Genomic DNA, 25350 nt, shown 5'->3' with positions numbered 1-25350 from the left:
AAATTTGAGGAAAATATTTATCAATAACGAGGTGAAGTAATTACGTGACCATTTTACAGGCGAAACAAGTAACCAAAACATATGGTGCTAGAAATATGAAACAAGAAGTTTTAAAAGGAATAGATTTATCCGTTGAAGCGGGGGAGTTTATCTCTATTATGGGACCTTCAGGGTCAGGCAAAACAACATTACTAAATGTATTGAGTTCTATCGATTATTTAACCCATGGGTCAGTCGTCCTAGATAATCAACAATTAGAAAAATTATCTAACAAAACTCTATCTGAAATTAGAAAAAAAGATATCGGCTTTATCTTTCAAGAATACAATTTACTTCATACATTAACAGTGAAAGAAAACATTGTATTACCCTTATCCGTACAAAGGTTGAATAAAAAAGAAATGAATGAACGCTATCAACGAATTACAGAAACACTTAATATTTTTGATATTAGTGATAAGTATCCCTCTGAAATTTCTGGAGGGCAACGTCAACGTACGTCAGCTGCTCGTGCATTTATAACGCATCCAAAGATTATCTTTGCAGATGAACCCACTGGGGCATTAGATTCTAAAAATACACGAGATTTACTCCATCGTTTTCAAACAATTAATCAATTATACAATGCGACAATTGTAATGGTGACACATGATCCTCTTGCAGCTAGTTTTTCAGATCGTGTTGTTATGTTAAAAGATGGGCAAATCTTCACAGAATTATATCAAGGTGAAGATGATAAACAAGTGTTTCATAAAGAAATATTGCGTGCGCAAAGTATTTTAGGTGGCATGATGTATGAGTTTTAGTCATATTATTTGGAAAAATTTCCAACAAAATATTACGCATTACGCGATTTACATCTTCTTATTGCTTTTAAGCATCGTCTTATTTTATAGCTTTATAACGATTAAATATGTACATCATTTACATTTACATCAATCAATGTCGGTTATTAAACAAGGTACCCAGGTCGGTAGTTACTTTTTATTCATAATTATTATCGTTTTTATTATGTATACCAATATGTTATTTATTAAACGGCGTAGTTATGAGTTTGGGTTATTACAAACAGTTGGTTTAAATAAAAAGAGTATTATTTACATGTTAATGTTAGAGCAGTTATTCATTTTCTTGATAACAGCTATATTAGGCATGGTCATTGGTATATTAGGATCTAAAATTCTTTTAATGATTGTATTGAAATTGTTAGGTATTCATACTTCAGTGTCCATTATCTTTAGTTTTCAAGCCATCGCACAAACATTATTTATTTTGATTATTTCTTACATTTTAATTATTGTGCAGGCGTGGATTTATCTAAATAAAAATTCAATAAAAAGTTTGATGAGTTTTCAAGATACTAAAGAAGAAAGTAAAGTTAATATTACATTAGGTGAAGTTGTTTTAGGTATCCTTGGCATTTTATTTATATTAGCAGGTTATTATTTATCAACACGGTTTATGGAATTGTTAGATCATATTTTACTGCCATTTATAATTTTATTTTTAACTGTTATCGGCGCATACTTCTTCTTTAGAAGTACTGTTTCTCTCATACTAAAAATCATCAAATACTCTAAAGGTGGAAATGTGACTGTAAATGATGTTATTTTTACATCATCGCTCATGTTTCGTATTCGAAAAAATGCATTTTCTCTTACCGTAATGGCGATTATTTCGGCGATTACTGTATCTGTTCTCTGTTTCGCAGCGCTTAGTCGAGGCTCTTTAAGTAATGAAGTATTATTGGAATCCCCTCACGAAGTGACGTTGAAAGATGAAAATATTGCTAATGAATTAGGTTTTGAACTTGGAAGACATCACATTGCTTATCAGTATGATTTTAAAGAGGTAGTTTATTCGAAAGTATATAAAGACCATTTATTCGATGTGAGTCAAGCACAGCCTTATGCGGTTACAGTTACTAGTGAGAAATATTTTCCTAATATTTCTTTGGAAGAGGGGCAAGCGAATTTAATTATTCCAGAAGGTTTAATTCATGATTTAGCAAAGCACAGAGAGAATGGCACTATAGCCATAGGAACTAAGAAATCACATGTAAATGTAAAACTACATAAAGTGATAAATAAAATTTACTTTAAAGAGAGTATAGATTTGGGAGGGTCAACGCTAGTTCTTAGCGATAAAGAATATAATTATTTGAAAGCACATGCTAAAAATAAATATATTGTACCTCAATATGGCTTTGACTTGAAACATAACAAGGATATTCCAAAATTGGAAAAAATAGTTAGCGGAATTAGTGGAGATGTACAAACACGAAGCGAAGTAGTGAGCGAAGCCTCAAGTTTAACAGGAATTCTATTATTTGTTACCTCTTTCTTAGGAATAGCGTTCTTAATTGCAACAGGATGTATTATCTATATCAAACAAATAGACGAAACAGAAGATGAACTAGAGAGTTATTCGATTTTGCGTAAATTAGGATTTACGCAAAAAGATATGGCGAGAGGATTAAAACTTAAAGTAGCATTTAATTTTGGATTGCCTTTAATTATTGCACTATTACATGCCTATTTTGCTTCACTAGTTTTTATGAAGCTCATTGGGTTCGCAAATCAAACGCCCATTTTTGTAGTTATGGCTATATATACGGTCATTTATAGCATTTTTGCAATTATTGCCTATAACCATTCTAGACGGACAATTAACCACTCAATTTAAGCAAAAGTTGAAGGAATGTTTCGTATTTGTAAAGAATTTGTAAATGCAATTGTGGTTATGTAAATTTTGTGATATTTTCAAATAGGGACAAATTCAATGATGGAGTATGACGTGAAAAACAGTAAAACATTATATTTACATAAAATTTACAAATAGTCAGAAAATAGGCTTTTGAAAAGTTCTTATTGTAAATGTATTCTTGATTTAAGTTGTCTTACAAGAATAAAAAATTAACAATGTGATTGATAACAATCGCTATAATGGAGGCTTTATAATGTTTACTAAGAAAAAGGATAAGTTCATGGTTCAATTAGAAGAAATGGTATTCAACTTGGACCGTGCAGCCGTTGAATTCGGAAAAATGGACTTCAATACGCATTTAGATCTTAAAGCTTATTCTGACAATATCAAGACTTATGAGTCACATGGTGATGAACTTATGCACCAAGTTATTACGGATCTAAATCAAACATTCATTACACCTATTGAACGTGAGGACATTTTATCTTTATGTAATGCAATTGATGATGTGCTTGACGCAATGGAAGAAACTTCTGCAATGTTTGAAATGTATTCAATTGAATATACTGATGAGTACATGGCTGAATTCGTAGAAAATATCCAAAAAGCAGTAGCAGAAATGAAGTTAGCTGTTGGTTTATTAGTTGAAAAGAAATTATCTCATATGCGTATTCACTCAATTAATATTAAAGAGTTTGAAACAAATTGTGATGGCATATTACGCCAATCAATTAAACACATTTTCAACAGCGAAACTGATCCAATCACATTAATTAAAATAAAAGATATTTATGAAAGTATGGAAGAAATCGCTGATAAATGTCAGGTTGTAGCAAATAATTTCGAAACGATTATCATGAAAAATAGCTAAGGGAGTTTTAATTTATGGAGTACGTATTAATCATCACTATAGCTATCGTTATATTTTCTTTAATCTTTGACTTTATCAATGGTTTCCATGATACAGCCAATGCGATTGCTACAGCAGTGTCAACACGTGCATTGACACCAAGAACTGCTATCTTTTTAGCAGCTATTATGAACTTTATCGGTGCTTTAACTTTTACTGGAGTTGCCGGTACAATCACAAAGGATATCGTTGATCCATTTAAATTAGATAATGGCCTAGTAGTAGTGCTAGCTGCCATTTTAGCCGCGATTATTTGGAATTTATTAACGTGGTTATATGGGATACCAAGTTCGTCATCTCACGCCTTAATTGGTTCGATCGCTGGTGCGGCAGTAATGGCTCAAGGTTTCGGTGTATTACATTATCAAGGGTTTACTAAAATTATCATTGTATTAATTATTTCACCAATCATTGCATTTTGTGTTGGTTTTATTATGTACACAATTGTGAAAATCGTATTCAAGAACGCAAATCTTACAAGAGCGAATCGTAATTTCCGATTCTTTCAAGTATTTACTGCAGCGTTACAATCATTTTCACATGGTACGAATGATGCGCAAAAATCAATGGGTATCATTACATTAGCTTTAATCGTGGCTAATATCCAAGATTCTTCAAATGTAGAGCCAGCACTTTGGGTTAAACTCGCTTGTGCGACTGCAATGGGTCTAGGTACGGCTATTGGTGGTTGGAAGATTATCAAAACAGTGGGAGGAAACATTATGAAAATCCGCCCAGCTAATGGTGCGGCAGCTGATATTTCATCAGCGTTAACTATTTTCGTAGCGTCATCATTACACTTCCCATTATCAACAACACATGTTGTATCTTCTTCAATCCTTGGTGTAGGGGCTTCTAACCGCGCTAAAGGTGTTAAATGGAGTACTGCACAACGTATGATTATTACATGGGTTATTACATTACCTATATCTGCAATCTTAGCAGCAATTATATATTTAATAATGAATATTTTCTTATAAAATTTAAAATGAGGTTGAGACATCGTTTATTCGCTTTCTAGTACTTAAATGATTTATGTCTCAATCTCATTTTTTATCCAAACGACTCATACGGTAAACATTAGAAATTAGAAATTGATATAAAATAAGCCTATCAATGTTTTTTTAAAATTCATTGATAGGCTTATAATTTCTTTAGATATTTATTGATTTTTATATTGTTTCATACGTTCTTATTTTAATGATTTAATTCATTAGATGTAGCATTAATGGATATAGTTATAACTTGAAACTACAGATGCTGGAATGGTACGTGTATTTGTGTTATATGGTCCGTTAGCATAATTCATTTCTGAAATTAGAACACTACCATCTGCATTTACACGTTCAACATAAGCTACATGACCATAGTAACCAGAAGTTGATTGCATAATCGCACCTACTGTTGGTCTATGATTAACAGTATAGCCGTCAGCAGCAGCCTTGCCAGCCCAATATTTAGCATCTGACCAGTATGTGCTAATTGTGTTTCCAGCTTTCGCGCGACGATCAAATACATACCAAGTACATTGGCCAGCAGTGTATAAGTTTTGATGGTTAAAAGTTGGACTTTGATAACCGTTACTTTGGTTTGAAGTAGCATTATTAGGGTTTGGATTAGTTAGTGTCTTTTTAGATGTTGTAGAGCTATTTGGAATTTTTAATTGTTGATTAGGAGTAATTAAATATCCAGATAACTTATTCGTTTTTATAATCGCATTCACTGAGACACCGTATTTATTAGCGATACCATAAAGTGAATCACCAGATTTAACTGTATAAGTAGATGAAGAAGCTACTGACGTTGAAATTCCATTTGAGGTACTATTACTATTATTGCCCCCAATAGTAAGTACTTGTCCAGGTAAAATCACGTTATTAGATAAGTTATTACTTTGTTTAATATTTTTTACTGATATATTGTATTTACTAGCAATACTCCATAAAGATTCCCCAGATTTTACCGTATGCTGTGTAGATGCTTCAGCGTTATGATGCGAGAATACTGCTACTGCCCCAGATGCAACAGAGACTGCGACTGCTAACTTTTTCAAACTTGATGTCCTCCTTGAAACTTTTTATTTTATAAAAATAAGAATTTATCATTCCAAACTCTTTATATATCCTTTATAAATTAATTCGTTTATCACGTATTCATACTATCAAAAAAATAGATTACTGTGGGCGTTGTTATTATCTTGTAATATTGTTAATATTTGTCCTATTATATGTAAAAGTCCTATAACCGTTGCCACACATGACGTGAACCCTTGTTGAAATATTATATAAATTTTATAAGAAAATAATTTTGTAACATTTCAGCTCGGAAAATGACATTTTAATCGTGAATTTAACATTCAAAATGGCTCAACAACAGCGTTTATAGTTGTGGAAAACATAGTTGCAATAAACACTTTTGAAAAGGTAGATTAATTTAAAATAAATGATTTGAAAATAATTGGGTACTGTAAAAGTAGATAAAATAAACCTTTTTAATCTTTAGTGAGATAATGTACAATCAAGATAAAAATTTAGTATGAAAATAAAAGAGAGGTCAAAAATGTCTCAATCTTCAAATACTACGCAAAATGCGGTGTCTAATAAGAAAGTTAAAAATAAAAGTCATCATAGCCAAAGTGCTCATGCTTATGCTAAAGTGTGGTTATTCTTTACGTATTACTGGATTATCTTTGGTATCGGTTGTTACTTTGGTCAATACTTACCTATGGAATGGAGACGGCCATTATCAATTGGTTTATTCGTACTTATATTAGCGACTCTATTTATAAAACGCGCACGTAAGTACGGTCTGGTCATTTCGCATATCTATGCTATTATAGTAGGACTATTGTCTTACGCTACCTTTACAACCTATATGCAAAACTTAGGTCCAGACGTATTTTATAAAAATGTATTAATAGCAATTGGCGCATTTATTGTTTTCGGTATATTAGGATACTTTATAATCAATGATGCCTCGAGTCTCGGTAAATATTTATTTGTAGCTTTTATTGCTTTAATCATTGGTGGGTTGATTGGAATGTTTGTTCATAATCCGATTTATCATACAGCGATTACTGTTATTGGTTTAATTTTATTTTTAATGTACACGCTATACGATTTCAATCGGATGAAACGTGGTAGCTTTACGCCTCGGGAAATGGGCTTTAACTTATTTATTAATTTGCTTAATATTATTAAAGATGTTTTACGATTAGCTAATCGTTTTAAAAACTAAACACAAACTCATATAATACATTATTTCGAATTTAAGATGTTGACGAATTGTTTTCATTTTCGATTTTGTAGGGAGTAGGTTAGAAATCCAATGTATATTGAAAGATTTCCTCATCCTGTCCCGGCAAAGTTAACTAGAAATGACAATCGAGGTTTCAATATGTGATCATTTCAACTAACCATTGCCAAATTAAGCAGCCTAGCTCATTTGATTATAAATGGCTCAACTCCCTACAAATTATTTAAAATTGAGACAATATCGTAACATCTTTTTTTAAAATTAGTAGATACATAATTTAGAAATAAATTAATATATTCTTATGTGTATTTTTGAGTTAGAATTAATATTGTGGTAGATTTACATTTAAACAATATATATAAGTTATATTCTTGAAGATAATTTAGTACAATTAAAAGAAAGGCTATCATGAATAGAAAGAGGTTAATATATGTCTAATGCCTATTTTCATTTACTTACCAAACATGAGTATAAAATGACACGCTGTCAAGATGGTATTATTTTACTTTTTCCAATAGAAGGCCAAGTGAAAATTCAACACTTTACTAAAAATATTACAATTGAAAATGAAATATATATTATTAATAATACTGATATATTCTCGATAAAAGATAACAATAAAACACTAATGGTTTATATTGCTAGTGATTGGTTTAGAGACGAAGGATTTGAATTCTTCGATTATAAATACTCTACAAATCTACTTAAATCAGTAAATGCTATAAAAAAAGCGTTACTTCAATTAGCAATAAATCATTTAAAAGATGCTAATGTTTCAGAAGATGCTAAACATATAAGAGATATTGTTAATATTATTGGTAAACAAGGCAGTATGGAGAAAAGTATTGCTAACAATCAGTATCATTTTTCATATTATGGTGAGTTAAGCGATGTATTGGAATATATTAATAAAAATATAGATAAACGATTAACTTTAAAAGATATTTCATCTCATTTATTTACATCAAAATCTAATTTATCGGCACAGTTTAATCAAGTATTAAATATGGGCTTTAAAACATACGTCGATACCCTGAAAATAGCTACTTCATTTGAGCAATTGCTAACTACGGACTATACAATTAGTTTGATTAGTGAAAACTTAGGATTTAGTAATGCGTCGAGCTACTCTAAAACCTTTAAAAGCTATGTAGGAATTACGCCAAATGATTATCGATCCTGTAGTAAGTACGAGAAAGATATTGATATGGACTATGAAAGTCATATAGACGATAGTCTTGAAAAGATTAATCATCTTATACAATCTAAACACCAATATTATCAAGAAAAAATTGAGTACAATATATATGTAGATTCACAGACAGAAGAAGTTGTAGAACCTTATTATTTAGTACTACAAATTAATACTATCGAAGAGATAAAATTATTATTCTTACAAGATTTTGCGAGACCATTGCATCGTGAAAATTCTTCACTTATGTACTATCTAAAAGTAGACATGCGCGACATAAAAGATCAATTTACCGTTTATGAACGCCAACTTATGTTTGAATACATTATAAAAAATAATTTAAATGTAATTTTTAGATTGGAAGATTTGAGGTTAGTGAATTTTCTAGAATCTAATTACGAAGATGTGATGGACCATTTCAAAGCGAATAATATTACAGTAAATGAAGGGCATGAATTAAGCCTTGTATTTGACCTAGATGAAATAGATTTAAAAACAATCTATCGTGTTATTTTAAAAATTCAACATAAAACGAGTCGTTTTTCTTTTGGCTTAGAAATTAGCAAACTATTAAATGACCCAGTACTATTTAAAACGTTAGAATCACAAATTAAACGTATTAATTTCGAGTTTTTATATATAGATAATGCCAAATTAAAAATGCCGTACCTAATTGAAAAAAATGAACGTCTTTTAGTTAAAAATATATTACGTTATCAGAATATTAGAGAAATCTTACAACAAATAGACTTGGAAAATAAGAAAATAATATTCCTTAACTTTGAAAATCATAATTTTATAAATAATCAAAGTAGTAGTTTAAATAATAGTGCACCATTATTAATAGAAACAATCGTAAAAACTGCTAGGTATTTTAATGGTATCAGTTTTAACTTCAAACATTACACTGATTTATTTAACGCATTGTACTTATTTGATGAAAATGGTTTTAAATCTATTTTAGGCACTATGATAGATGAATTGGTTTCAATCAACACACAACCGAAATTGATTAAAGATAATTATATTATTGTTAATGACGAAGATAGTTATACAGTATTTCTTTATGATTGGCGCGTACTAGAAAGTGAGTCGCGTGAGGTAGATTATGAACAAACAGATACTCATATAGATTTTAAAAATGCAGATTTAAAAGATCAATACCTTGTGAAAATTCAAAAGATAGATGACTATAACGGTAATATTAATCATATTATTTCGCCAAGTATTAGAGAAAAGTATCAATGGTCTACGAAATTTTTAAGAAATATGAATGATTTAACCCATCCAGCATATAAAATTCGAGAGCATAACTTTAAAAAAGGTCCGCTAAAAATAAAACTAAATTATAATTCATTTTACATTATCAAAATTTACAAATAAATTTTATTACAAATAGTGTGTTGCACAACAATATTTGACTTTGTTAGTAAATTCAACAAAAATTTCAAAACAAATGAAAACGACAGGCTTTCAAATATAAAGGATAATGGATAGTAAGTTGTCTGCTTATATTTGGAGGTGCAAGTAGCATTGAATAATGACAAGATGAATAAATTACTAGATTTTTACAAACAATATAAAGCGTTATCAGAATATATAGATAAAAAATATAAGTTGACATTAAATGATTTAGCTTTATTAAAATTAGCTCATAAATATACAATTGATGACCAAATACTTATGCAATCATTTTTAAAAATTGCAATAGAAGAGTTAGATTTAAGTAGAACTAAATTATTAGTTTCAATACGTAGACTTATAGAAAAAGAGAGATTAAGTAAAGTTCGTTCCACTGAAGATGAACGTAAAATTTTTATTTATATGGATGAAACGAATAACGAAAAATTCGATGCTTTATTTAATGATGTTGAAGATTTTCTAAACATTTAATTGTACTAATTGGGAGAGTACTGACAGAGGGAATGCTTTGTCAGTATTTTTTTGTTTAAAATGAAGATACATAGTAGTTATTTATCTAGCTTAGACAACGTTCTATGAATACTATATAATAGTGATTATTGAGTATGAAAGTGAGATGACATTATGGGACGTAAATGGAACAACATTAAAGAGAAAAAAGCCCAAAAAGATAAAAATACAAGTAGAATATATGCAAAATTTGGTAAAGAAATATATGTTGCAGCAAAATCAGGTGAACCTAATCCTGAATCTAACCAAGCCTTAAGATTAGTACTTGAAAGAGCTAAAACTTATTCAGTACCTAACCACATCATTGAAAGAGCAATTGATAAAGCTAAAGGTGCTGGTGAAGAAAATTATGATCACTTACGTTACGAAGGATTTGGTCCAAGTGGTTCAATGTTGATTGTTGACGCCTTAACAAATAATGTTAACCGTACAGCTTCAGATGTTAGAGCAGCCTTCGGTAAAAATGGCGGAAATATGGGCGTGTCAGGTTCAGTAGCCTATATGTTTGATCATACTGCTACCTTTGGCTTTGAAGGTAAATCAGCAGATGATGTGTTAGAAATATTAATGGAACAAGACGTAGACGTTAGAGATGTTATTGAGGAAGGCGATATTATTATCGTTTACGCAGAACCAGATCAATTTGCGCAAGTTCAAGATGCGTTACGTCAATCAGGTGTTGAAGACTTTAAGATTGCTGAATTCGAAATGTTACCTCAGACAGATATCGAATTATCAGAAGAAGATCAAGCAACGTTTGAAAGATTAGTAGATGCACTTGAAGACCTTGAAGATGTTCAAAATGTCTTCCACAACGTGGACTTAAAATAATGGACTTTAGTGCAGAGTATTGGGTACAACAACTTAATCTTACGCCACATCCTGAAGGAGGCTATTATAAAGAAACTATAAGAACTAACGCTACTAACCAATCGCGTGGTTCTATTAGCAGTATTTATTTTATGCTTAAAAAAGGTGATATTTCGCATTTTCATCGTATTGATGCCGATGAAGTATGGTATTATCATGCGGGCGTACCATTAACAATTCATATGATAACACCACAGGGTGATTATCAATCGATAGAATTAGGCCCTTTCATATCAAAAGGCAATTTAATGCAATGTATCGTGCCTAAAGGTACAATCTTTGCCTCTAGTTTAAGAGAGGCAGAAGGATACAGTTTAGTGGGATGTATGTGTCAACCAGCATTCGACTTTAATCACTTTGAGTTGTTCAGCCAACAAGAACTACTTGATAAATATCCTCAACATAAAGAGATTATTCAGCGTTATGCGCTTAAAAATAAACAATAATATGCAGTCCAGATAAAGCTACATACAGCCTGGTGGTTACTTTCATGACTTTAAGGCTTCATGTAGCTTTTTCTTTATGGCTTTACCCAGGCTCTAATTATTTTGTAGCTTTCTAAAAATTTAGATAAAAAAAGATTTTTTCTATTAAATACGAGTATTTTTATCAATATTCCCTAAAATTTGTAGAGATGTAGTAAAATAAATATGAAAATTTAAAAGATTTTACGTGCGTATTTCAAATAGGAATGGCTAAAGATGACATCAATAGGTCAGTTTAATATAATAATTACAAGGAGTTGGTGGCTTTATGAAAATTAAATATATAGATAAACGTCACTGGCGTCGCCTTATAGAACGTGATTACATAGAAGTTAAGGTAAATAATAATAGATTCAAGGGTATTATTGGATTGGTCACGATGAAGAAGGTCCGTGAGCCTCTAGAGGTGACGGTAGTTGGCCAGAATATAATTGTTGCTAATGACAATTATCAATGGTTACAGATTTTGCCAGAAAAGAAACGCTATAGTATTACTGCAATGTTTGATGATAAAGGTAATCCATTGGAATATTATTTCGATATTAATATAAAAAATGTTATTCAAAAGGGAAATGCTAGAACTTTAGATTTATTTTTAGATGTTCTAGTTTTACCCTCCACAGGTGAATATGAACTAGTAGATGAACAAGATTTAGAACTTGCATTACAAAATGGACAAATCACTCAGAAACAATATCATGAAGCATATATTATAGCGCATCAATTAATGATAGAAATTAATGAAAATTTCGAGGATGTTCATCATCGTATTATGCACTGTTATAACAAGATGATTAGTAAGTTAAAGAAACCGAAAAATCATAAAACATATAAAGAACATATTAAACATCATAGTTCCCGTACAAAGTAAATATGTTCTTATAATTAGTTTCATAATGAAAATAGAAAAATAAAGAAAACGCGAATTAAAAATATGCTTCAGGAACGTAAGATTAAAGTTTCAAAATTGAAATTTATCGCTCATAGCCACGTTCATGGATAAACATAAGTAGGGGGGGACGCTATGAAAATTGAAGATTATCAATTGTTAATTACATTAGATGAAACTAAAACATTACGTAAAGCAGCAGAGATTCTATATATTTCGCAACCTGCTGTTACACAACGTTTAAAAGCTATTGAAAACTCATTTGGCGTAGATATATTTATTCGTACGAAAAAGCAATTAATCACTACGACTGAGGGCGTTATGATTATTGAACATGCGCGTGATATGTTGAAACGGGAGCAATTGTTTTTTGATAAAATGCAAGCGCATATTGGAGAGGTGAATGGAACGATATCAATTGGTTGTTCATCACTTATTGGTCAAACCTTATTACCTGAGGTGCTTAGTTTATATAATTCTCAATTTCCAAATGTCGAAATTCAAGTACAAGTTGGCTCTACGGAACAAATTAAAGCTAATCATCGAGATTATCACGTGATGATTACGCGAGGCAATAAAGTCATGAATTTAACGAATACTCATTTGTTTGATGATGACCATTATTTCATTTTCCCAAAAGAAAAGAAAGACGAGGTTGCGCAATTACCATTCATAGAATTTCAAGCTGACCCTATATATATTAGTCAGATTAAAGAATGGTATAACGAAAACTTTGGTCAAGATTATCATGCCACAATTACAGTTGACCAGGTTGCCACTTGTAAAGAAATGCTAGTGAGTGGTGTAGGGGTAACTATTTTGCCTGAAATAATGATGAAGAATATAGATAAGAATATGTTTGAATTTGAAAAGGTAAATATTGATTCTCAACCTCTAATACGTTCAACTTATATGAGTTATGATGGTAGTATGTTGCAACTTCCACAAGTTGAATCATTTGTGACACTCATGCTTAACTTTATCAGATAGATAGGTAAATACTATCATTCTACTAGATAAGAACGATTGCTATCGACATCTAGTTTAGAAGGTGCTTCAATACAGTTAAAAAGCGTAGAAATTATATACGAGGCGGAGAAACGTTAAAAAGTTACGCTAGTCTCCATTTTCTCAGTAATCTATAAGATAATGAAACGTATTAACGTTTGTTTAAAGTCTGGAATAGAGGTAGAAATTATGTTTTTAGCACTATTACAAATTAAAAACTATAAATTATTTGTTGTTAATATGATGCTTCTAGGGATGGGTATCGCCATTACTGTACCTTACTTCGTATTATTTGCAACAAAAGAATTAGGGATGTCGACGAATGAATTTGGTATTCTACTTGCTTTAGCTGCGGTAAGTCAATTTACTGTCAATTCAATTGTAGCTCGATTTTCAGATACGTATAACATTAACAGGAAATTTTTAATTATTAGTGCTTTATTAATGGGCGCTATTAGTTTCTCAATTTATTTTTATATTCATCATATATGGTTGTTTATTATTGTCTATGCAATCTTTCAAGGACTATTTGCGCCGGCAATGCCTCAATTGTATGCATCTGCACGAGAGTCTATCAATGTGTCATCCTCTAAAGATAATGCGAAGTTCGCTAACACCGTCTTGCGTTCAATGTTTTCATTTGGCTTTCTATTTGGTCCGTTAATCGGCGCCTATTTAATTCAGTTTCTAGGTTACGCTGGTTTATTCGGAGGCACAGTAAGCATCTTGCTATTTACCTTAATACTACAAATCTTTTTTTATAAAGATTTAAATTTAGCGCCCGCTGAACATGTAAGTGGCACTACCAATATCGAGAAAACTGCACCAAATATGTTTAAAGATAAAACATTATTTATCCCTTTTATTGCTTTCATTTTATTACATATCGGACAATGGATGTATACGATGAATATGCCATTATTCGTTACTGATCATTTAAAAGAACAGGAAGGTTACGTTGGAACCCTTGCGAGTCTATGTGCTGGTTTAGAAGTGCCATTTATGGTTATTTTAGGTGTTCTAGCGTCTAGACTAGAAACACGCACATTATTAATTATCGGTGCGATTAGTGGAGGGACATTTTATTTTAGTATCGGATTTTTTGAGAACATTTATATGATGATGATTGGACAAGTATTTTTAGCGCTATTCTTAGCCATTCTTTTAGGTTTAGGCATTAGTTATTTTCAAGATATTTTACCTGATTTCCCGGGTTATGCTTCTACATTATTCGCGAATGCAATGGTAATTGGGCAATTATTAGGAAATTTATTAGGTGGGGCTATGAGTCATTGGGTCGGCTTGGAAAATGTCTTTTACGTTTCAGCCTCGTCCATTTTCTTAGGCATGATCTTGATATTCTTTACGAAGGAACAAAAATATACTAAAGCGAATGTGAGTGTGAAATAATGGCAGTAATATTATGGATATTAATTATATTAGCGTTTATTTTAGCATTTGTTGGATTAATTAAGCCGATTATTCCCTCAGTGTTAGTATTGTGGGTAGGGTTTTTAATCTATCAATTTGGATTTAGTGAACAGGACTGTCGTGGATATTTTACGTAGCTATGGTACTCTTTACAGTATTTATTCTAGTATCAGACTTCTTAATGAATAAGTACTTTGTAAATCGCTTTGGAGGTTCGAAACTAGGTGAATATGCAGCGCTTGTCGGAGTTATTATTGGGTGTTTTGTATTCCCACCATTCGGTATTATTATTGTACCTTTCTTGGCTGTTTTAATTGTTGAATTGATACAAGATTTTAATTTTGGAAAAGCATTAAAAGCAAGCTTAGGTTCAGTTATGGCTTTCTTAGCAAGTACAGTGGCCCAAGCGCTTATTATGATTATTATGGTAATTTGGTTCTTTATTGATGTATTCTTAGTCAAATAAATTTAAATAGGAGCGAAACAAGAAATTCGTGATGTACACGAAATGTCAGTTTCGCTCCTATTTTTAATAAAAAATTATAATACAGTGTTAGAATTTTTATTTCCAAAATGATGTTCAATATAAAATGCGATAGGCGTAATAATCAAAGATAGTATAATAAATGACCAATTACTGATTAATATATATGGTCCAAAAGCTAAAAATGATTGTGGTATAAAAAACACATAGAAAAGTGCTACTAATAAAAGGGCAATAATACAATAATTGAACCACCATATCCAATGAGAATTATTAAAACTTTGAAGTTGAACGGTCTTAAAAATAACTAAGACAAATAAGAAAATAATAAACAATCCTGCAATAACAATAAGCGGGAAGGTATATAAATAAACCTCATTATTATTCCCACCAATAAAGAAGCCAATAAACCCTTTAAAAAAGCAAAATATACCAATAAGGAAGATGAAATTTCTACAAATATATTTAATTATATTTTGAAACGTTTCATTCGGTAATGACTTAATTTCTTTTTCAGCGTGTGCTCTTGGATTATGTTCGAAGAATTCCAACGCCAATATGCCTTCATCTTCAGCTGCTAATAACCTCTTTAATATACGGCTTAGCATTAATTCACTGTCATGAGGATTCACACGTAAATCAGCTCGAACATAGGTCATATAATTTTCAAAAATTTCTCTATCTGTATTATTTAGGCGCAATGATTTCACGTTATTTTCACGTGTTAATTTTGCAGTGGATTTCATTCGCTAAACTCCTCAACGTCTAAAACTTTTTATTTTTTAAAATAGTAGGTTAATATATGTGAATTATGAATAATCATATCATAGATAACTTGAGATTATAATATTGAAAAGTTGTTCTCTTGCGTATTAATATAGAGACAACATTTTTACTCCAGTTTCATGATATTGAACGTCGTGATATAACTTTTCAAGAAATAAATAAAATATATTTATGCCTTTATTAATTTAATAATAAATCTTTGAAAACTTGCTAGGGCCAGTAGGTGAATAAATGATTAGACGGCGATTTCATGTTAAAATAAGTTATATTGACTTGTATTTAAAGGAGAAAAGCATGAAAAAATGGTTGGTACTTTTACTGTCGGCTACGTTAATGTTGTCAGCATGTGGTAAAAGTGATGAAAGAGCATCATTGGAAAAAGATATTAAGCAATTACAAAAAGAAAATGATGATTTGAAAAGTCAAAAGAAAGATTTAGAAAAACAAAAAGAAAAATTAAATGATCAACGTGAAAAGTTACAGAAAGAAGTAGACGAATCGGTAGCCCATGAGTCATCTAAAGCAAGTTCAGATGATGAGGAAAAAGAGAGCAACGATAGTTCGGATGAATCATCGGATGATACAAGTAACACTAGTTCCTCTGAAAGTAATACATCGTCTGATGCCCAGTCAAATAGTGATTCGAAAAGCATGAATGCTAGTGGTAACGCTAACCATTCTAACTCAAATAAGTCTACTACCCAATCTGAAAATTCTACTAAGACTAACTCTACCGAGGACAGCTCAATTGAAAATAAAGAGGCTAATACTTCTAGCGAACAAGGAAGCTCTGATGAAGGAATGCAAAGTACTAATGAATAAATTAGGCTAAGGCTTTAATGTTTTATGTGCTAGGGAAACGATAAATAGTGTTTGACCTCTAATAGTAATAGGCAAGTAAGTTTGACTAGAGGGTGCGAAGGGTAAAACTTATTCAAATACAATTTGAGTGATAAGGTTACATATTTTAATAAAATATAAGCTAGAAAAGTTTTAATATTTAATAATTTAGAAAAAACATAAATAATGTATTGGAGAGATGAGATATGCATGAACAAGATTTTCATATTTTAGAAGGTCGTGAAATGACTTTACCAGAATTAGGTCGCGAAATTGAGAATATCACTGGACGTACAATTGTAGATTCAACGGGAGAAATTAAACGTGTGGTAGCGCATTTACCAAATTTCGAATCAGATACAGATACGTTTGTCGCAACATTCAAACTGAATCACCGCAATGATTTTGTGGATGCCACTGTCATTGCACCAAAAGAGGAACGTAATCGTTTGAAAGAAATACCTGTCCATATTAAACTTGTAAGTTATATTTCTAAAGCTTAATAAAACATATTAATTAAAATTAATTATAAATTAAGTGTGTTATGGAACAGGACCCATATCGCACTTTTTTATTAATCGTATTTTCTCTGCAATGGAGTGTTGATTATGGTAGTTTACATTGAAACTGAAAGATTAAAGTTACGAGATTGGGAAGCAACTGACTTATTGCCATTTCAGAAAATGAACGCCAACCCGCAAGTAAGACGCTATTTTCCAAGTTTGTTAAGCTATCGTCGTTCTGAATTAGATATGCATAAGATGGACGATATTCTTAGAAAAGAGAAAATAGGGTTATTTGCCGTGGAATTAAAAGAAACTGGAGAATGGCTTGGTTATATAGGCATCAATTATTTGCCGGAAGACAGCAAATATCCCTTTGATGAATTACCTATTTATGAAATTGGATGGCGACTTATTCCCGAAGTATGGGGGAATGGCCTTGCTACAGAAGGTGCAACGGCGGTGTTAAAATATGCCAAAGAGAAGGGCATCACCGAGGTTTATAGTTTTACTGCTGAGAATAATTTACCTTCTAGAAAAGTAATGGAAAAAATTGGGATGACCTTTTATGATAACTTTGAAATGCCAGAGCTTAGCAAATATCATATGTTAAAAAGACAAGTCCGTTACTATAAAGATTTATCATTATAAGATAATAACCGTGTCATAAATAGATCTGAATGGAAGAAAAAGATGAACTTCTTTTGCTTTTCAGATTTATTATTATGCCACGGCTTTTTTATTACAAATATTAAAATTCATAAGTGATTAATCGTATGTACGCACGCCCAGTGGTTTATAATTAAGCAATCCTTTAATTAATTCTTCTTTAGTATCATAAAGAGGGGCAAGTGCGCGATATTTCTCATCAATAAAACCTTCTTTAATCATATGCTCGATTAAACTTTGAAGCGGTTCAAAGAAACCATTTAAATTAAAGACACCAATCGGTTTTTGGTGAAGACCAATTTGTGCCCAACTATACATTTCAAAGAATTCTTCAAGGGAACCGGCACCACCTGGGGCGATTACAAACGCATCAGCAAGGTCTGCCATTTTTTCTTTACGTTGATGCATGGAATCGACTAAGATGAGTTCACTTACATTTTGACTTGTAATTTCTTTCTCATCTAGCATTTTAGGCATGACACCAATCGCATGACCACCATAATCTAATACGCCATCTTGAATGGCGCCCATTATCCCTACAGACCCAGCACCAAAGATAAGTTCATAACCTTGCTCTGCCATATATTTACCTAATTCATACGCTTCTTTAACGTAAGTCTCATCTTTACCTTTACTAGCACCACAATATACTGCAATACGCTTCATTACGCATCATCCTCCTTAAGTTGATTCACTACTTTATTAAATGTCATTCTAAATTGATGTCTATCTTCCTTTGAAAAAGGGGGAGGCCCTTTGTGTCGACCGCCTTGTTTCCTAATCTGAGCATTATTATAACGCTGTTGAAGTAACATATCTATATTACTATCGTTGTATATATGTCCTTTATGATGCATTACTATCTTAGCTTTAGATAATAATAAACTAGCTAAACCATAATCTTGCGTAATAACAATATCGTCTTTAGTAACTAGCTGAACGATTTTATAATCGACGGCATCAGGCCCGCCATCAATATACAACGTGTTAACATGTTCAGGGTATATTTTATTTGAATAGTGACTAAAACTGCGTAAAATCGTAACAAAAATGCCTGTCCCAGTAGTTAACTCAATTACTGAATCAACTACTGGACAAGCATCTCCATCGATAAGTACTGTTGTCATAATAAATTACGCCTTATTATTATCGTCTAATTTATTTTGGATAACCACACTATCTGCATCATAATCTTCGTACTTTTTCATTTCTTTAATACGTGCTTTTTCATTTTGCTTTTGAATTTTTTCTTCGTCTTTATGACGTTGTTCGATATTTTTTTGAAGTTTTTTATCTAATTTTTTAACTCCTTTTTTATTTTCTTTTTCTAGCTTTTCGCCCTTTTTCTCAGTATCTTCATCAAGTTTACCAGGTGTTAAACCTACTTGTTCTTGATATTTTTGAGTTTTTTTCATATCTTTAATACGTTCTTTTTCATTCTTTTCACGTGCTTTTTCTTCTTCTTTATGACGTTGTTCAATATTTTTTTGAAGCTTTTTATTCATTTTGTCAGCTTCTTTGCGATTTTTCTTCGCTAATTTTTCACCTTTTTTTTCAATATATTCAGGATCATTTTCTTTAGCGATTTTTTTCAATTCACGTTTATTATCGAACTCTTGTTTTTTATCGCCAACATACTCTTTTACATCTGAAGCTTTATTAGCAATTGTATGACCAGCGTTTGTAGTAGCGTTTGTCGCTTTTTGAACCTCAGGATGAGATTTAATACGTTTACGTTCCACTACTAGTGGCACAATAAAAATTGGTAATACATTAATCGCTGTTTTAATTATCTTCTTTTTGTCCATACGCGTTGCCTCCATTAGATTTATTATTCTCTTCAATACCCTATGATACATGAAACTAAACGGTTTCACTAGCTATAATACTCATAGCAATGAGCCTTAATAAGACGAGTGTCTCCTGTATTTTAATGTTAAAATTACTGAATATACATTCACAATACAAAAATAAGCTTAAAGATCATTTCTAAACTGAAATTCATCTCTAAGCTTATCATTATTAAATATAGAAGTCATACATACTTAGAAATTAAATTCCTTTACCGATACCGAAACCAAAGTAAAGAATAGCAATAATAACTACTAATACAATACGATAAATCGCAAACGGAACTAATTTAACTCTATTAATTAAATGTAAGAATGTCTTAATTGCAATTAAACCAACAATAAAAGCTGCTAAAAATCCGATTAGATAGAACGGAAGATGTGCAAGTTCAATATATTGATAATTTTTAACTAATGATAATGCACTTGCTGCTAACATAATTGGAACAGCCATAATGAAAGTGAAGTCTGAAGCTGATTTGTGATCTAACTTCATCAAGACACCTGTTGAAATAGTTGAACCAGATCTACTGAATCCAGGCCACATTGCTATGGCTTGAGAAATCCCAATTACAAAGGCTTGAACATAACTAAGTTGGTCTACAGTTTGAGGATTACGAACCTTTTCATTATATTTATCAGCAATAATCATATAAATCGCACCAAGGAATAAACCAATCATAACAGTAGGTACACTGAATAAATGGTCCTCGATAAAATCGTCAAATAAGACACCTAAGATACCTGCTGGAATCATCCCTACTAACACGTGTAATAAATTTAAACGACGTGGTTTAGAGCGAAACTCTTCATTAACCGAAACATGTCTATATTTTCCAATGTGTAACATTTCGAAATAACGTTCACGGAAGACCCATGCGGCTGCAAAGACTGAACCTAATTGGATAACGACTTTAAAAGTAAAAGCGGAATGGGGGCCTAAAAATTCCGTTGATTTCAACCACATGTTATCAACTAGAATCATATGGCCAGTAGAAGATACCGGAGCAAACTCAGTTAAACCTTCAACGATTCCTAGAATAAGCCCCTTGATAAACTCAATAATAATCATAAGAAACCTCTTTCTTTTATTTAAAAATTAATTTTATAGTTTTAAAAAATAGATTGTTGTCAAAATTCACTTTACTATAATATCACATTAAATTACGACTTTGCTAATGATTATAAAGAAGAATGACAAAATCATGTACGATTAAAAAAGACTAGTAATTCAAAAATCTATATTTAAAAATTTATTGCCATTATATTGTCACTAATTTTCAAAAGGTATTAAATGCCAAAATAACAATAAGCTCTTATAATAGAAAATTAGGTGAAGTTAAAGTGAAAAAACTAATGAATTTAGTCTTTAATTATAAATTTTTCCCAGTATTAATGGGAATAACTAGTTTTCTTTTAGCAGTAAGCGTAGTCATTCAAAATGTGAGTATCGCAGAATTTTTAAATCGTGTACTCTATCATAACACTAAAAATATCTTTTCTTTATTACTCATCATTTTCATCGTACTAATAGCACGAGTAACATTTAACATGTTTAATTTACGACTTGGAGATCGATTAGCTATGAAAGTGAAACATCAGTTACGTAAACAAGTCTTGCTTAAACACTCATCCACTCCAATCGGGACTCAAATTAATATTCTAACTGAGGTCATTGATGGGTTGGCACCATTTTTCAAAAGTTATTTGCCACAAGTTTTCAAATCTATGATGATACCTTTGATGATTATCATCGCCATGTGCTTTATCCACTTAAATACAGCACTTATTATGATGGTAACAGCACCATTTATACCTCTCTTCTATATTATCTTTGGCTTAAAAACACGTGACGAATCTAAAGAGCAAATGAACTATCTAAATCAATTCAGTCAACGATTTTTAAACGTAGCCAAAGGATTAATTACTTTGAAATTATTTAGACGTACCAATCAAGCAGAAACCCTTATCTACGAAGATAGTACGCGTTTTAGAGATTTAACGATGCGTATCTTAAAAAGCGCATTTCTTTCAGGGCTCATGCTCGAATTTATTAGTATGCTCGGAATAGGCTTAGTCGCTTTAGAAGCAGCACTTAGTCTTGTTGTTTTTCATCATATTGATTTTAAAACAGCAGCTATTGCGGTCATCCTAGCACCGGAGTTTTATAATGCTATCAAAGATTTAGGACAAGCTTTTCATACTGGTAAGCAAAGTGAAGGGTCTAGTGATATCGTTTTTGGATTTTTAAATACTGAAAATGCAGTGCGCAATCGTACACCAGAAATTGTAACTACCCAAGACAACCAAATTGAAATGACAGACGTCGCATTTCAATATGATGAGAAATCTTCATTTGCAATTCAGAACCTATCATTAAGCATAAAACAAGGTGAAAAAATTGCCATTGTAGGGCCAAGTGGTGCCGGTAAAACAACATTAGCGAAGCTACTAACTCAAACACTGAAATCAACAAATGGTCAGGTAACATTCAACGCAAAAGTAAAACAAATCGGAATGTTAAGTCAACAGCCTTATATTTTTGCAGCAACAATTAAAGATAATATTGCCATGTTTAAAACTATTTCTGATGACAAGGTACTTCAAGTTCTCGACTGGGTGGGGCTGAAAGAAAAAGTCATGTCATTAAAGGATGGCGTTTATACACGTATCGGTGAAGGTGGAGAAACAATGTCTGGAGGCCAAATGCGACGCCTAGAGTTATCTCGTATATTATTAATGAATCCCGATATTGTTGTCTTTGATGAGCCAACGACTGGCCTTGATATTGAAACAGAACGAGTGATACAAAAAGCTATCGACCAACACTTTCAACATACGACCATGATTATTATTGCCCATCGTGATTCAACTATTCGTCAAGCGACAAGACGACTATATATTAATGAGGGACAGTTAGTACAGGACGATTCAACTATTTCAGTAAGTTTAACAAAAGGTGGTGAAGAATCATGAAATCACATATCAAATTTCGACCAGATAGAGACTTGATATTAGCCATCTTAACGGGTATAGGGGGAAGCCTCGTAGCTTTAGCTATGTTTTTCTTAAGTGGCTATATGGTAACTCAAAGTGCGTTAGGGGCGCCGTTATATGCCTTGATGGTATTAGTGGTGTCAGTAAAACTTTTCGGTTTCTTACGTGCAATCGCGCGGTACGGGGAACGTTTATTATCTCATAGAACGACTTTTACAATGTTACGCGATGTGAGAGTTCAATTTTTAAAACGATTTATTCCACGTGTTCCACATGTTTATCGTAAATATTCATCTAGTGACTTACTGTCAAAAATGATTAATAAGGTTGAAGCGCTACAGAATATTTATTTACGTGTCTACTATCCTCCTATTGTTATAGGATTTACTGCGCTTATAGCTACAGTAACGTTGATTTATTTTAGCGTTGCACATGCGCTAATTATCGTCATAAGTATGCTTGGTTCTTTATGGCTTGTACCTTGGATTAGTGCGCGACGCGCGTATACACTTAAACGTCAAGTAGCTTTTCAACAACGTCAAATGTTAACACGGTTTTATGATTACAAAGAAGGTTATGAAGAGTTAAAACGTTTTAATCAAAATGAAGACTATTATCAAGGTGTTTTAGCATCATTGCGCCAATATGATGAATCGCAAGCGAAGGAAACACGTTTTTTAACAATGTACGATTATATACTTAATGTAATTGCTATGATTGCACTATTTGCAAGTTTGACACTTGGTTTTATGCAAGTTGAAAATGGCCAACTAAATGTGATCTATTTAACAAGTATAGTACTAATGATGCTAACGTTATTCGAACAGGCAGTGCCAATGAGTAACGTCGCGTATTATAAGGCGGACACCGATGAAGCATTATCAGATTTAAATGAACTTCTCGATTATCCGGTTGTAGAAGATAATAAACATCTTATGCCTCCTCAAAAAAACGTCTTTGAAATTAAAAATATGAATTTCAGTTATTTAAATCAAGAAATTCCGGTTTTAAAAAATATTAATCTTACTATTCATAAAGGAGAAAAAGTAGCTATTATTGGGCCTTCTGGTTCTGGTAAAAGTTCACTTTTACAAATAATGAGTGGTTTGTATGATATTGAACAGGGAGAAGTGTTATTTAATCAACAACAAGTCAGTCATATTATCGAAGATGAACGTTATAGCGCAATTAATGCGTTATTACAAACACAACAGTTGTTTGATGGTGCCATTCGGTTTAATTTATTTTCAGATCAAAAAGATGAAACACTCATTAACGTGTTAGACAGCTTAAACCTTGGTCATTTAGATATTGACCAACACATCGAAATCGATGGTAGTGGATTGTCTGGCGGAGAGGTACAACGTCTTGCGCTAGCGCGTCTATTTCTTAAAGAAGCGAATGTTTGGCTATTAGATGAACCAACGACTGCTTTAGACGAAGAGAATACACGAATTGCTATGAAGTTAATTCAAGCACACGCTGAAACACTTATTGTAGCAACACATGATTTACAATTATTACCACAATTTGATACTATCGTCGTGATTATCGATGGTGAAATCGTTGAGCAAGGTAGCTATGACGTATTATGTAAGCGTGACAGCTATTTAAGTCATATTTTGAGAAATAATAGTAACGCTCAACCAGTTAAATCATAATTCTAACAAAAAGCCTGAGATATCTTCGTTGGAAAGATAACTCAGGCTTTTCGTTACTGGTAAATGTATAACAATTGATTTGAAGTAAATAACTTTAATTGGCTTAGTATTAGCATGTCATTCTACTTAGATTGCGTAAAAGCGTTGATGACTTTACCTAATAGACGATTGAGCTCATGCACTTCGTCATTACTTAACGAAGAAGCGGTAGCAACCTTTTGTGATGCTGTGCTTAATTCAGGTTTGATTTTTTCACTTTTTTCAGTGAGGTGAATAAATACTTCACGTTGATCTACTTCAGAACGTTCACGTTTGATTAAATCAACTTGTTCCATTCTTTTTAATAAAGGTGATACTGTTCCAGTATCTAATGCTAATTCTGTTACAACCTTTTTGACATTTACAGGAGATTCATCCCATAAGATACTTAACACTAAAAATTGTGGATAAGTAAGGTTATACTTTTTAAAGACTTTGTTTGAATAGTAGCGATTAACCTGTCTTTGAGCATTGTACAAACTAAAGCATAGTTGCTCTTTCAAATTATGTTGTTCAGACATTAAAGTTCTCCTCCAGACATTCTATCCGTCTCTCTATATATCGGATTAAATTTCGTCTATGTTGTATAAAATATACATTGCAACACACTTCGTTTTAATGCCATACTAAAATTAAAGTATGCTTAAATTCTAGAAGAAAATTCAATTTTAATCAAGTATAATCTAAAATATATAGATATATTATCGAATTTATATAAAAATTTAAAAGAAAAGAGAATTTAATATGATTAATAATAAAAATGAAAAAATATCTATTACAATTATAACTGGTTTTCTAGGAAGTGGTAAGACTACATTTCTCAAACATTATATAGACCAATTA

At 31.7% G+C, this 25350-nt stretch carries 25 protein-coding genes and 1 pseudogene; 19 read left to right on the top strand and 7 right to left on the bottom strand.

Annotation, left to right across the window (positions count from 1 at the left end):
* Positions 1–44: 44 nt before the first annotated feature.
* The 4 genes from CD147_RS02970 (at position 45) to CD147_RS02955 (ending at position 4596) form a co-directional block, all read left to right on the top strand.
* Positions 45–806, top strand: coding sequence for an ABC transporter ATP-binding protein (locus tag CD147_RS02970; RefSeq protein ID WP_103165958.1), 762 nt, complete (start codon positions 45–47; stop codon positions 804–806).
* Entirely contained in the window at positions 796–2685 is a 1890-nt protein-coding gene (locus CD147_RS02965) for an FtsX-like permease family protein (protein ID WP_103165957.1), read from the top strand. Before CD147_RS02970 ends, CD147_RS02965 begins: the two co-directional genes overlap by 11 nt.
* 274 nt (positions 2686–2959) lie before the next feature.
* Positions 2960–3577, top strand: coding sequence for a DUF47 domain-containing protein (locus CD147_RS02960; RefSeq protein ID WP_011276491.1), 618 nt, complete (start codon positions 2960–2962; stop codon positions 3575–3577).
* A gap of 14 nt (positions 3578–3591) precedes the next feature.
* On the top strand, positions 3592–4596 hold the full coding sequence (locus CD147_RS02955; protein ID WP_103165956.1) for an inorganic phosphate transporter: 1005 nt from the start codon (positions 3592–3594) through the stop codon (positions 4594–4596).
* 245 nt (positions 4597–4841) lie between these two features.
* Here CD147_RS02955 and CD147_RS02950 read toward each other — a convergent pair whose 3' ends face one another.
* Positions 4842–5669, bottom strand: coding sequence for a LysM peptidoglycan-binding domain-containing protein (locus CD147_RS02950; RefSeq protein WP_103165955.1), 828 nt, complete (start codon positions 5667–5669; stop codon positions 4842–4844).
* Between the two features lie 506 nt (positions 5670–6175).
* On the opposite strand from CD147_RS02950, the gene CD147_RS02945 reads away from it, so the two are divergent.
* The 9 genes and pseudogenes from CD147_RS02945 to CD147_RS02905 all read left to right on the top strand — a co-directional run bounded on the left by CD147_RS02945 (position 6176) and on the right by CD147_RS02905 (position 15144).
* Positions 6176–6853 (top strand): Bax inhibitor-1/YccA family protein, encoded by a 678-nt coding sequence (locus CD147_RS02945; protein WP_167409760.1) that lies wholly within the window; start codon positions 6176–6178, stop codon positions 6851–6853.
* Positions 6854–7346: 493 nt separating this feature from the next.
* Positions 7347–9446, top strand: a complete 2100-nt coding sequence (locus tag CD147_RS02940; protein WP_240621103.1) for a helix-turn-helix transcriptional regulator — start codon at positions 7347–7349, stop codon at positions 9444–9446.
* Between the two features lie 165 nt (positions 9447–9611).
* Positions 9612–9956, top strand: a complete 345-nt coding sequence (locus tag CD147_RS02935) for a transcriptional regulator, SarA/Rot family (RefSeq protein WP_411841050.1) — start codon at positions 9612–9614, stop codon at positions 9954–9956.
* Between the two features lie 153 nt (positions 9957–10109).
* Complete coding sequence (locus tag CD147_RS02930) at positions 10110–10826, top strand: YebC/PmpR family DNA-binding transcriptional regulator (protein WP_103165952.1); 717 nt, start codon at positions 10110–10112, stop codon at positions 10824–10826.
* Positions 10826–11311: a cupin domain-containing protein gene (locus CD147_RS02925; protein ID WP_103165951.1), complete on the top strand. Its 486-nt coding sequence runs from the start codon at positions 10826–10828 to the stop codon at positions 11309–11311. Before CD147_RS02930 ends, CD147_RS02925 begins: the two co-directional genes overlap by 1 nt.
* Before the next feature lie 307 nt (positions 11312–11618).
* Positions 11619–12221, top strand: a complete 603-nt coding sequence (locus tag CD147_RS02920) for a ribonuclease FAU-1 family protein (RefSeq protein WP_103165950.1) — start codon at positions 11619–11621, stop codon at positions 12219–12221.
* A 153-nt stretch (positions 12222–12374) separates the two neighbouring features.
* Positions 12375–13229 (top strand): LysR family transcriptional regulator, encoded by an 855-nt coding sequence (locus CD147_RS02915; protein ID WP_103165949.1) that lies wholly within the window; start codon positions 12375–12377, stop codon positions 13227–13229.
* Between the two features lie 207 nt (positions 13230–13436).
* Positions 13437–14657: a sugar efflux transporter gene (locus CD147_RS02910; protein WP_103165948.1), complete on the top strand. Its 1221-nt coding sequence runs from the start codon at positions 13437–13439 to the stop codon at positions 14655–14657.
* Positions 14657–15144: pseudogene (locus CD147_RS02905) on the top strand (DUF456 domain-containing protein). Before CD147_RS02910 ends, CD147_RS02905 begins: the two are co-directional and overlap by 1 nt.
* Positions 15145–15218: 74 nt before the next feature.
* On the opposite strand, the gene CD147_RS02900 reads toward CD147_RS02905, so the two are convergent.
* Positions 15219–15908: a DUF1129 family protein gene (locus tag CD147_RS02900; protein WP_103165947.1), complete on the bottom strand. Its 690-nt coding sequence runs from the start codon at positions 15906–15908 to the stop codon at positions 15219–15221.
* Between the two features lie 334 nt (positions 15909–16242).
* Between CD147_RS02900 and CD147_RS12295 the strand changes: the two genes are divergently transcribed.
* From CD147_RS12295 to CD147_RS02885, 3 genes are all read left to right on the top strand, one after another.
* On the top strand, positions 16243–16770 hold the full coding sequence (locus tag CD147_RS12295; RefSeq protein WP_233649200.1) for an SA0632 family lipoprotein: 528 nt from the start codon (positions 16243–16245) through the stop codon (positions 16768–16770).
* 224 nt (positions 16771–16994) lie between these two features.
* Entirely contained in the window at positions 16995–17291 is a 297-nt protein-coding gene (locus CD147_RS02890; protein WP_103165946.1) for a hypothetical protein, read from the top strand.
* Between the two features lie 105 nt (positions 17292–17396).
* Positions 17397–17942 carry a GNAT family N-acetyltransferase gene (locus tag CD147_RS02885; protein ID WP_103165945.1) on the top strand — a complete coding sequence of 182 codons (546 nt, stop codon included), beginning with the start codon at positions 17397–17399 and terminating at the stop codon, positions 17940–17942.
* A 117-nt stretch (positions 17943–18059) separates the two neighbouring features.
* Here the strand turns inward: CD147_RS02885 and CD147_RS02880 are convergent, their stop codons facing one another.
* The 4 genes from CD147_RS02880 to CD147_RS02865 form a co-directional block, all read right to left on the bottom strand.
* A complete protein-coding gene (locus CD147_RS02880; protein ID WP_103165944.1) occupies positions 18060–18626 on the bottom strand; it encodes an LOG family protein in 567 nt (188 codons plus the stop codon).
* On the bottom strand, positions 18626–19087 hold the full coding sequence (locus tag CD147_RS02875; protein WP_103165943.1) for a YaiI/YqxD family protein: 462 nt from the start codon (positions 19085–19087) through the stop codon (positions 18626–18628). The genes CD147_RS02880 and CD147_RS02875 overlap by 1 nt, the downstream gene beginning before the upstream one ends.
* Positions 19088–19093: 6 nt before the next feature.
* Positions 19094–19768 carry a hypothetical protein gene (locus tag CD147_RS02870; RefSeq protein WP_103165942.1) on the bottom strand — a complete coding sequence of 225 codons (675 nt, stop codon included), beginning with the start codon at positions 19766–19768 and terminating at the stop codon, positions 19094–19096.
* A gap of 244 nt (positions 19769–20012) precedes the next feature.
* On the bottom strand, positions 20013–20882 hold the full coding sequence (locus CD147_RS02865; RefSeq protein WP_103165941.1) for an undecaprenyl-diphosphate phosphatase: 870 nt from the start codon (positions 20880–20882) through the stop codon (positions 20013–20015).
* Positions 20883–21154: 272 nt separating this feature from the next.
* On the opposite strand from CD147_RS02865, the gene CD147_RS02860 reads away from it, so the two are divergent.
* Both CD147_RS02860 and CD147_RS02855 read left to right on the top strand, forming a co-directional pair.
* The gene (locus CD147_RS02860; RefSeq protein WP_103165940.1) at positions 21155–22786 is read left to right on the top strand and encodes an ABC transporter ATP-binding protein/permease; all 1632 of its coding nucleotides are present in this window, start codon (positions 21155–21157) and stop codon (positions 22784–22786) included.
* The gene (locus CD147_RS02855) at positions 22783–24468 is read left to right on the top strand and encodes an amino acid ABC transporter ATP-binding/permease protein (RefSeq protein ID WP_103165939.1); all 1686 of its coding nucleotides are present in this window, start codon (positions 22783–22785) and stop codon (positions 24466–24468) included. The genes CD147_RS02860 and CD147_RS02855 overlap by 4 nt, the downstream gene beginning before the upstream one ends.
* Before the next feature lie 122 nt (positions 24469–24590).
* Here CD147_RS02855 and mgrA read toward each other — a convergent pair whose 3' ends face one another.
* On the bottom strand, positions 24591–25028 hold the full coding sequence (gene mgrA / locus CD147_RS02850; protein ID WP_103165938.1) for a global transcriptional regulator MgrA: 438 nt from the start codon (positions 25026–25028) through the stop codon (positions 24591–24593).
* 223 nt (positions 25029–25251) lie between these two features.
* Between mgrA and CD147_RS02845 the strand changes: the two genes are divergently transcribed.
* A partial coding sequence (locus CD147_RS02845) for a GTP-binding protein (protein WP_142382040.1) occupies positions 25252–25350 on the top strand: 99 nt, incomplete at its 3' end.

It is taken from the genome of Staphylococcus devriesei (genome assembly GCF_002902625.1).
GTDB lineage: Bacteria > Bacillota > Bacilli > Staphylococcales > Staphylococcaceae > Staphylococcus > Staphylococcus devriesei.
This window is presented reverse-complemented; position numbering and strand designations above follow the sequence as displayed.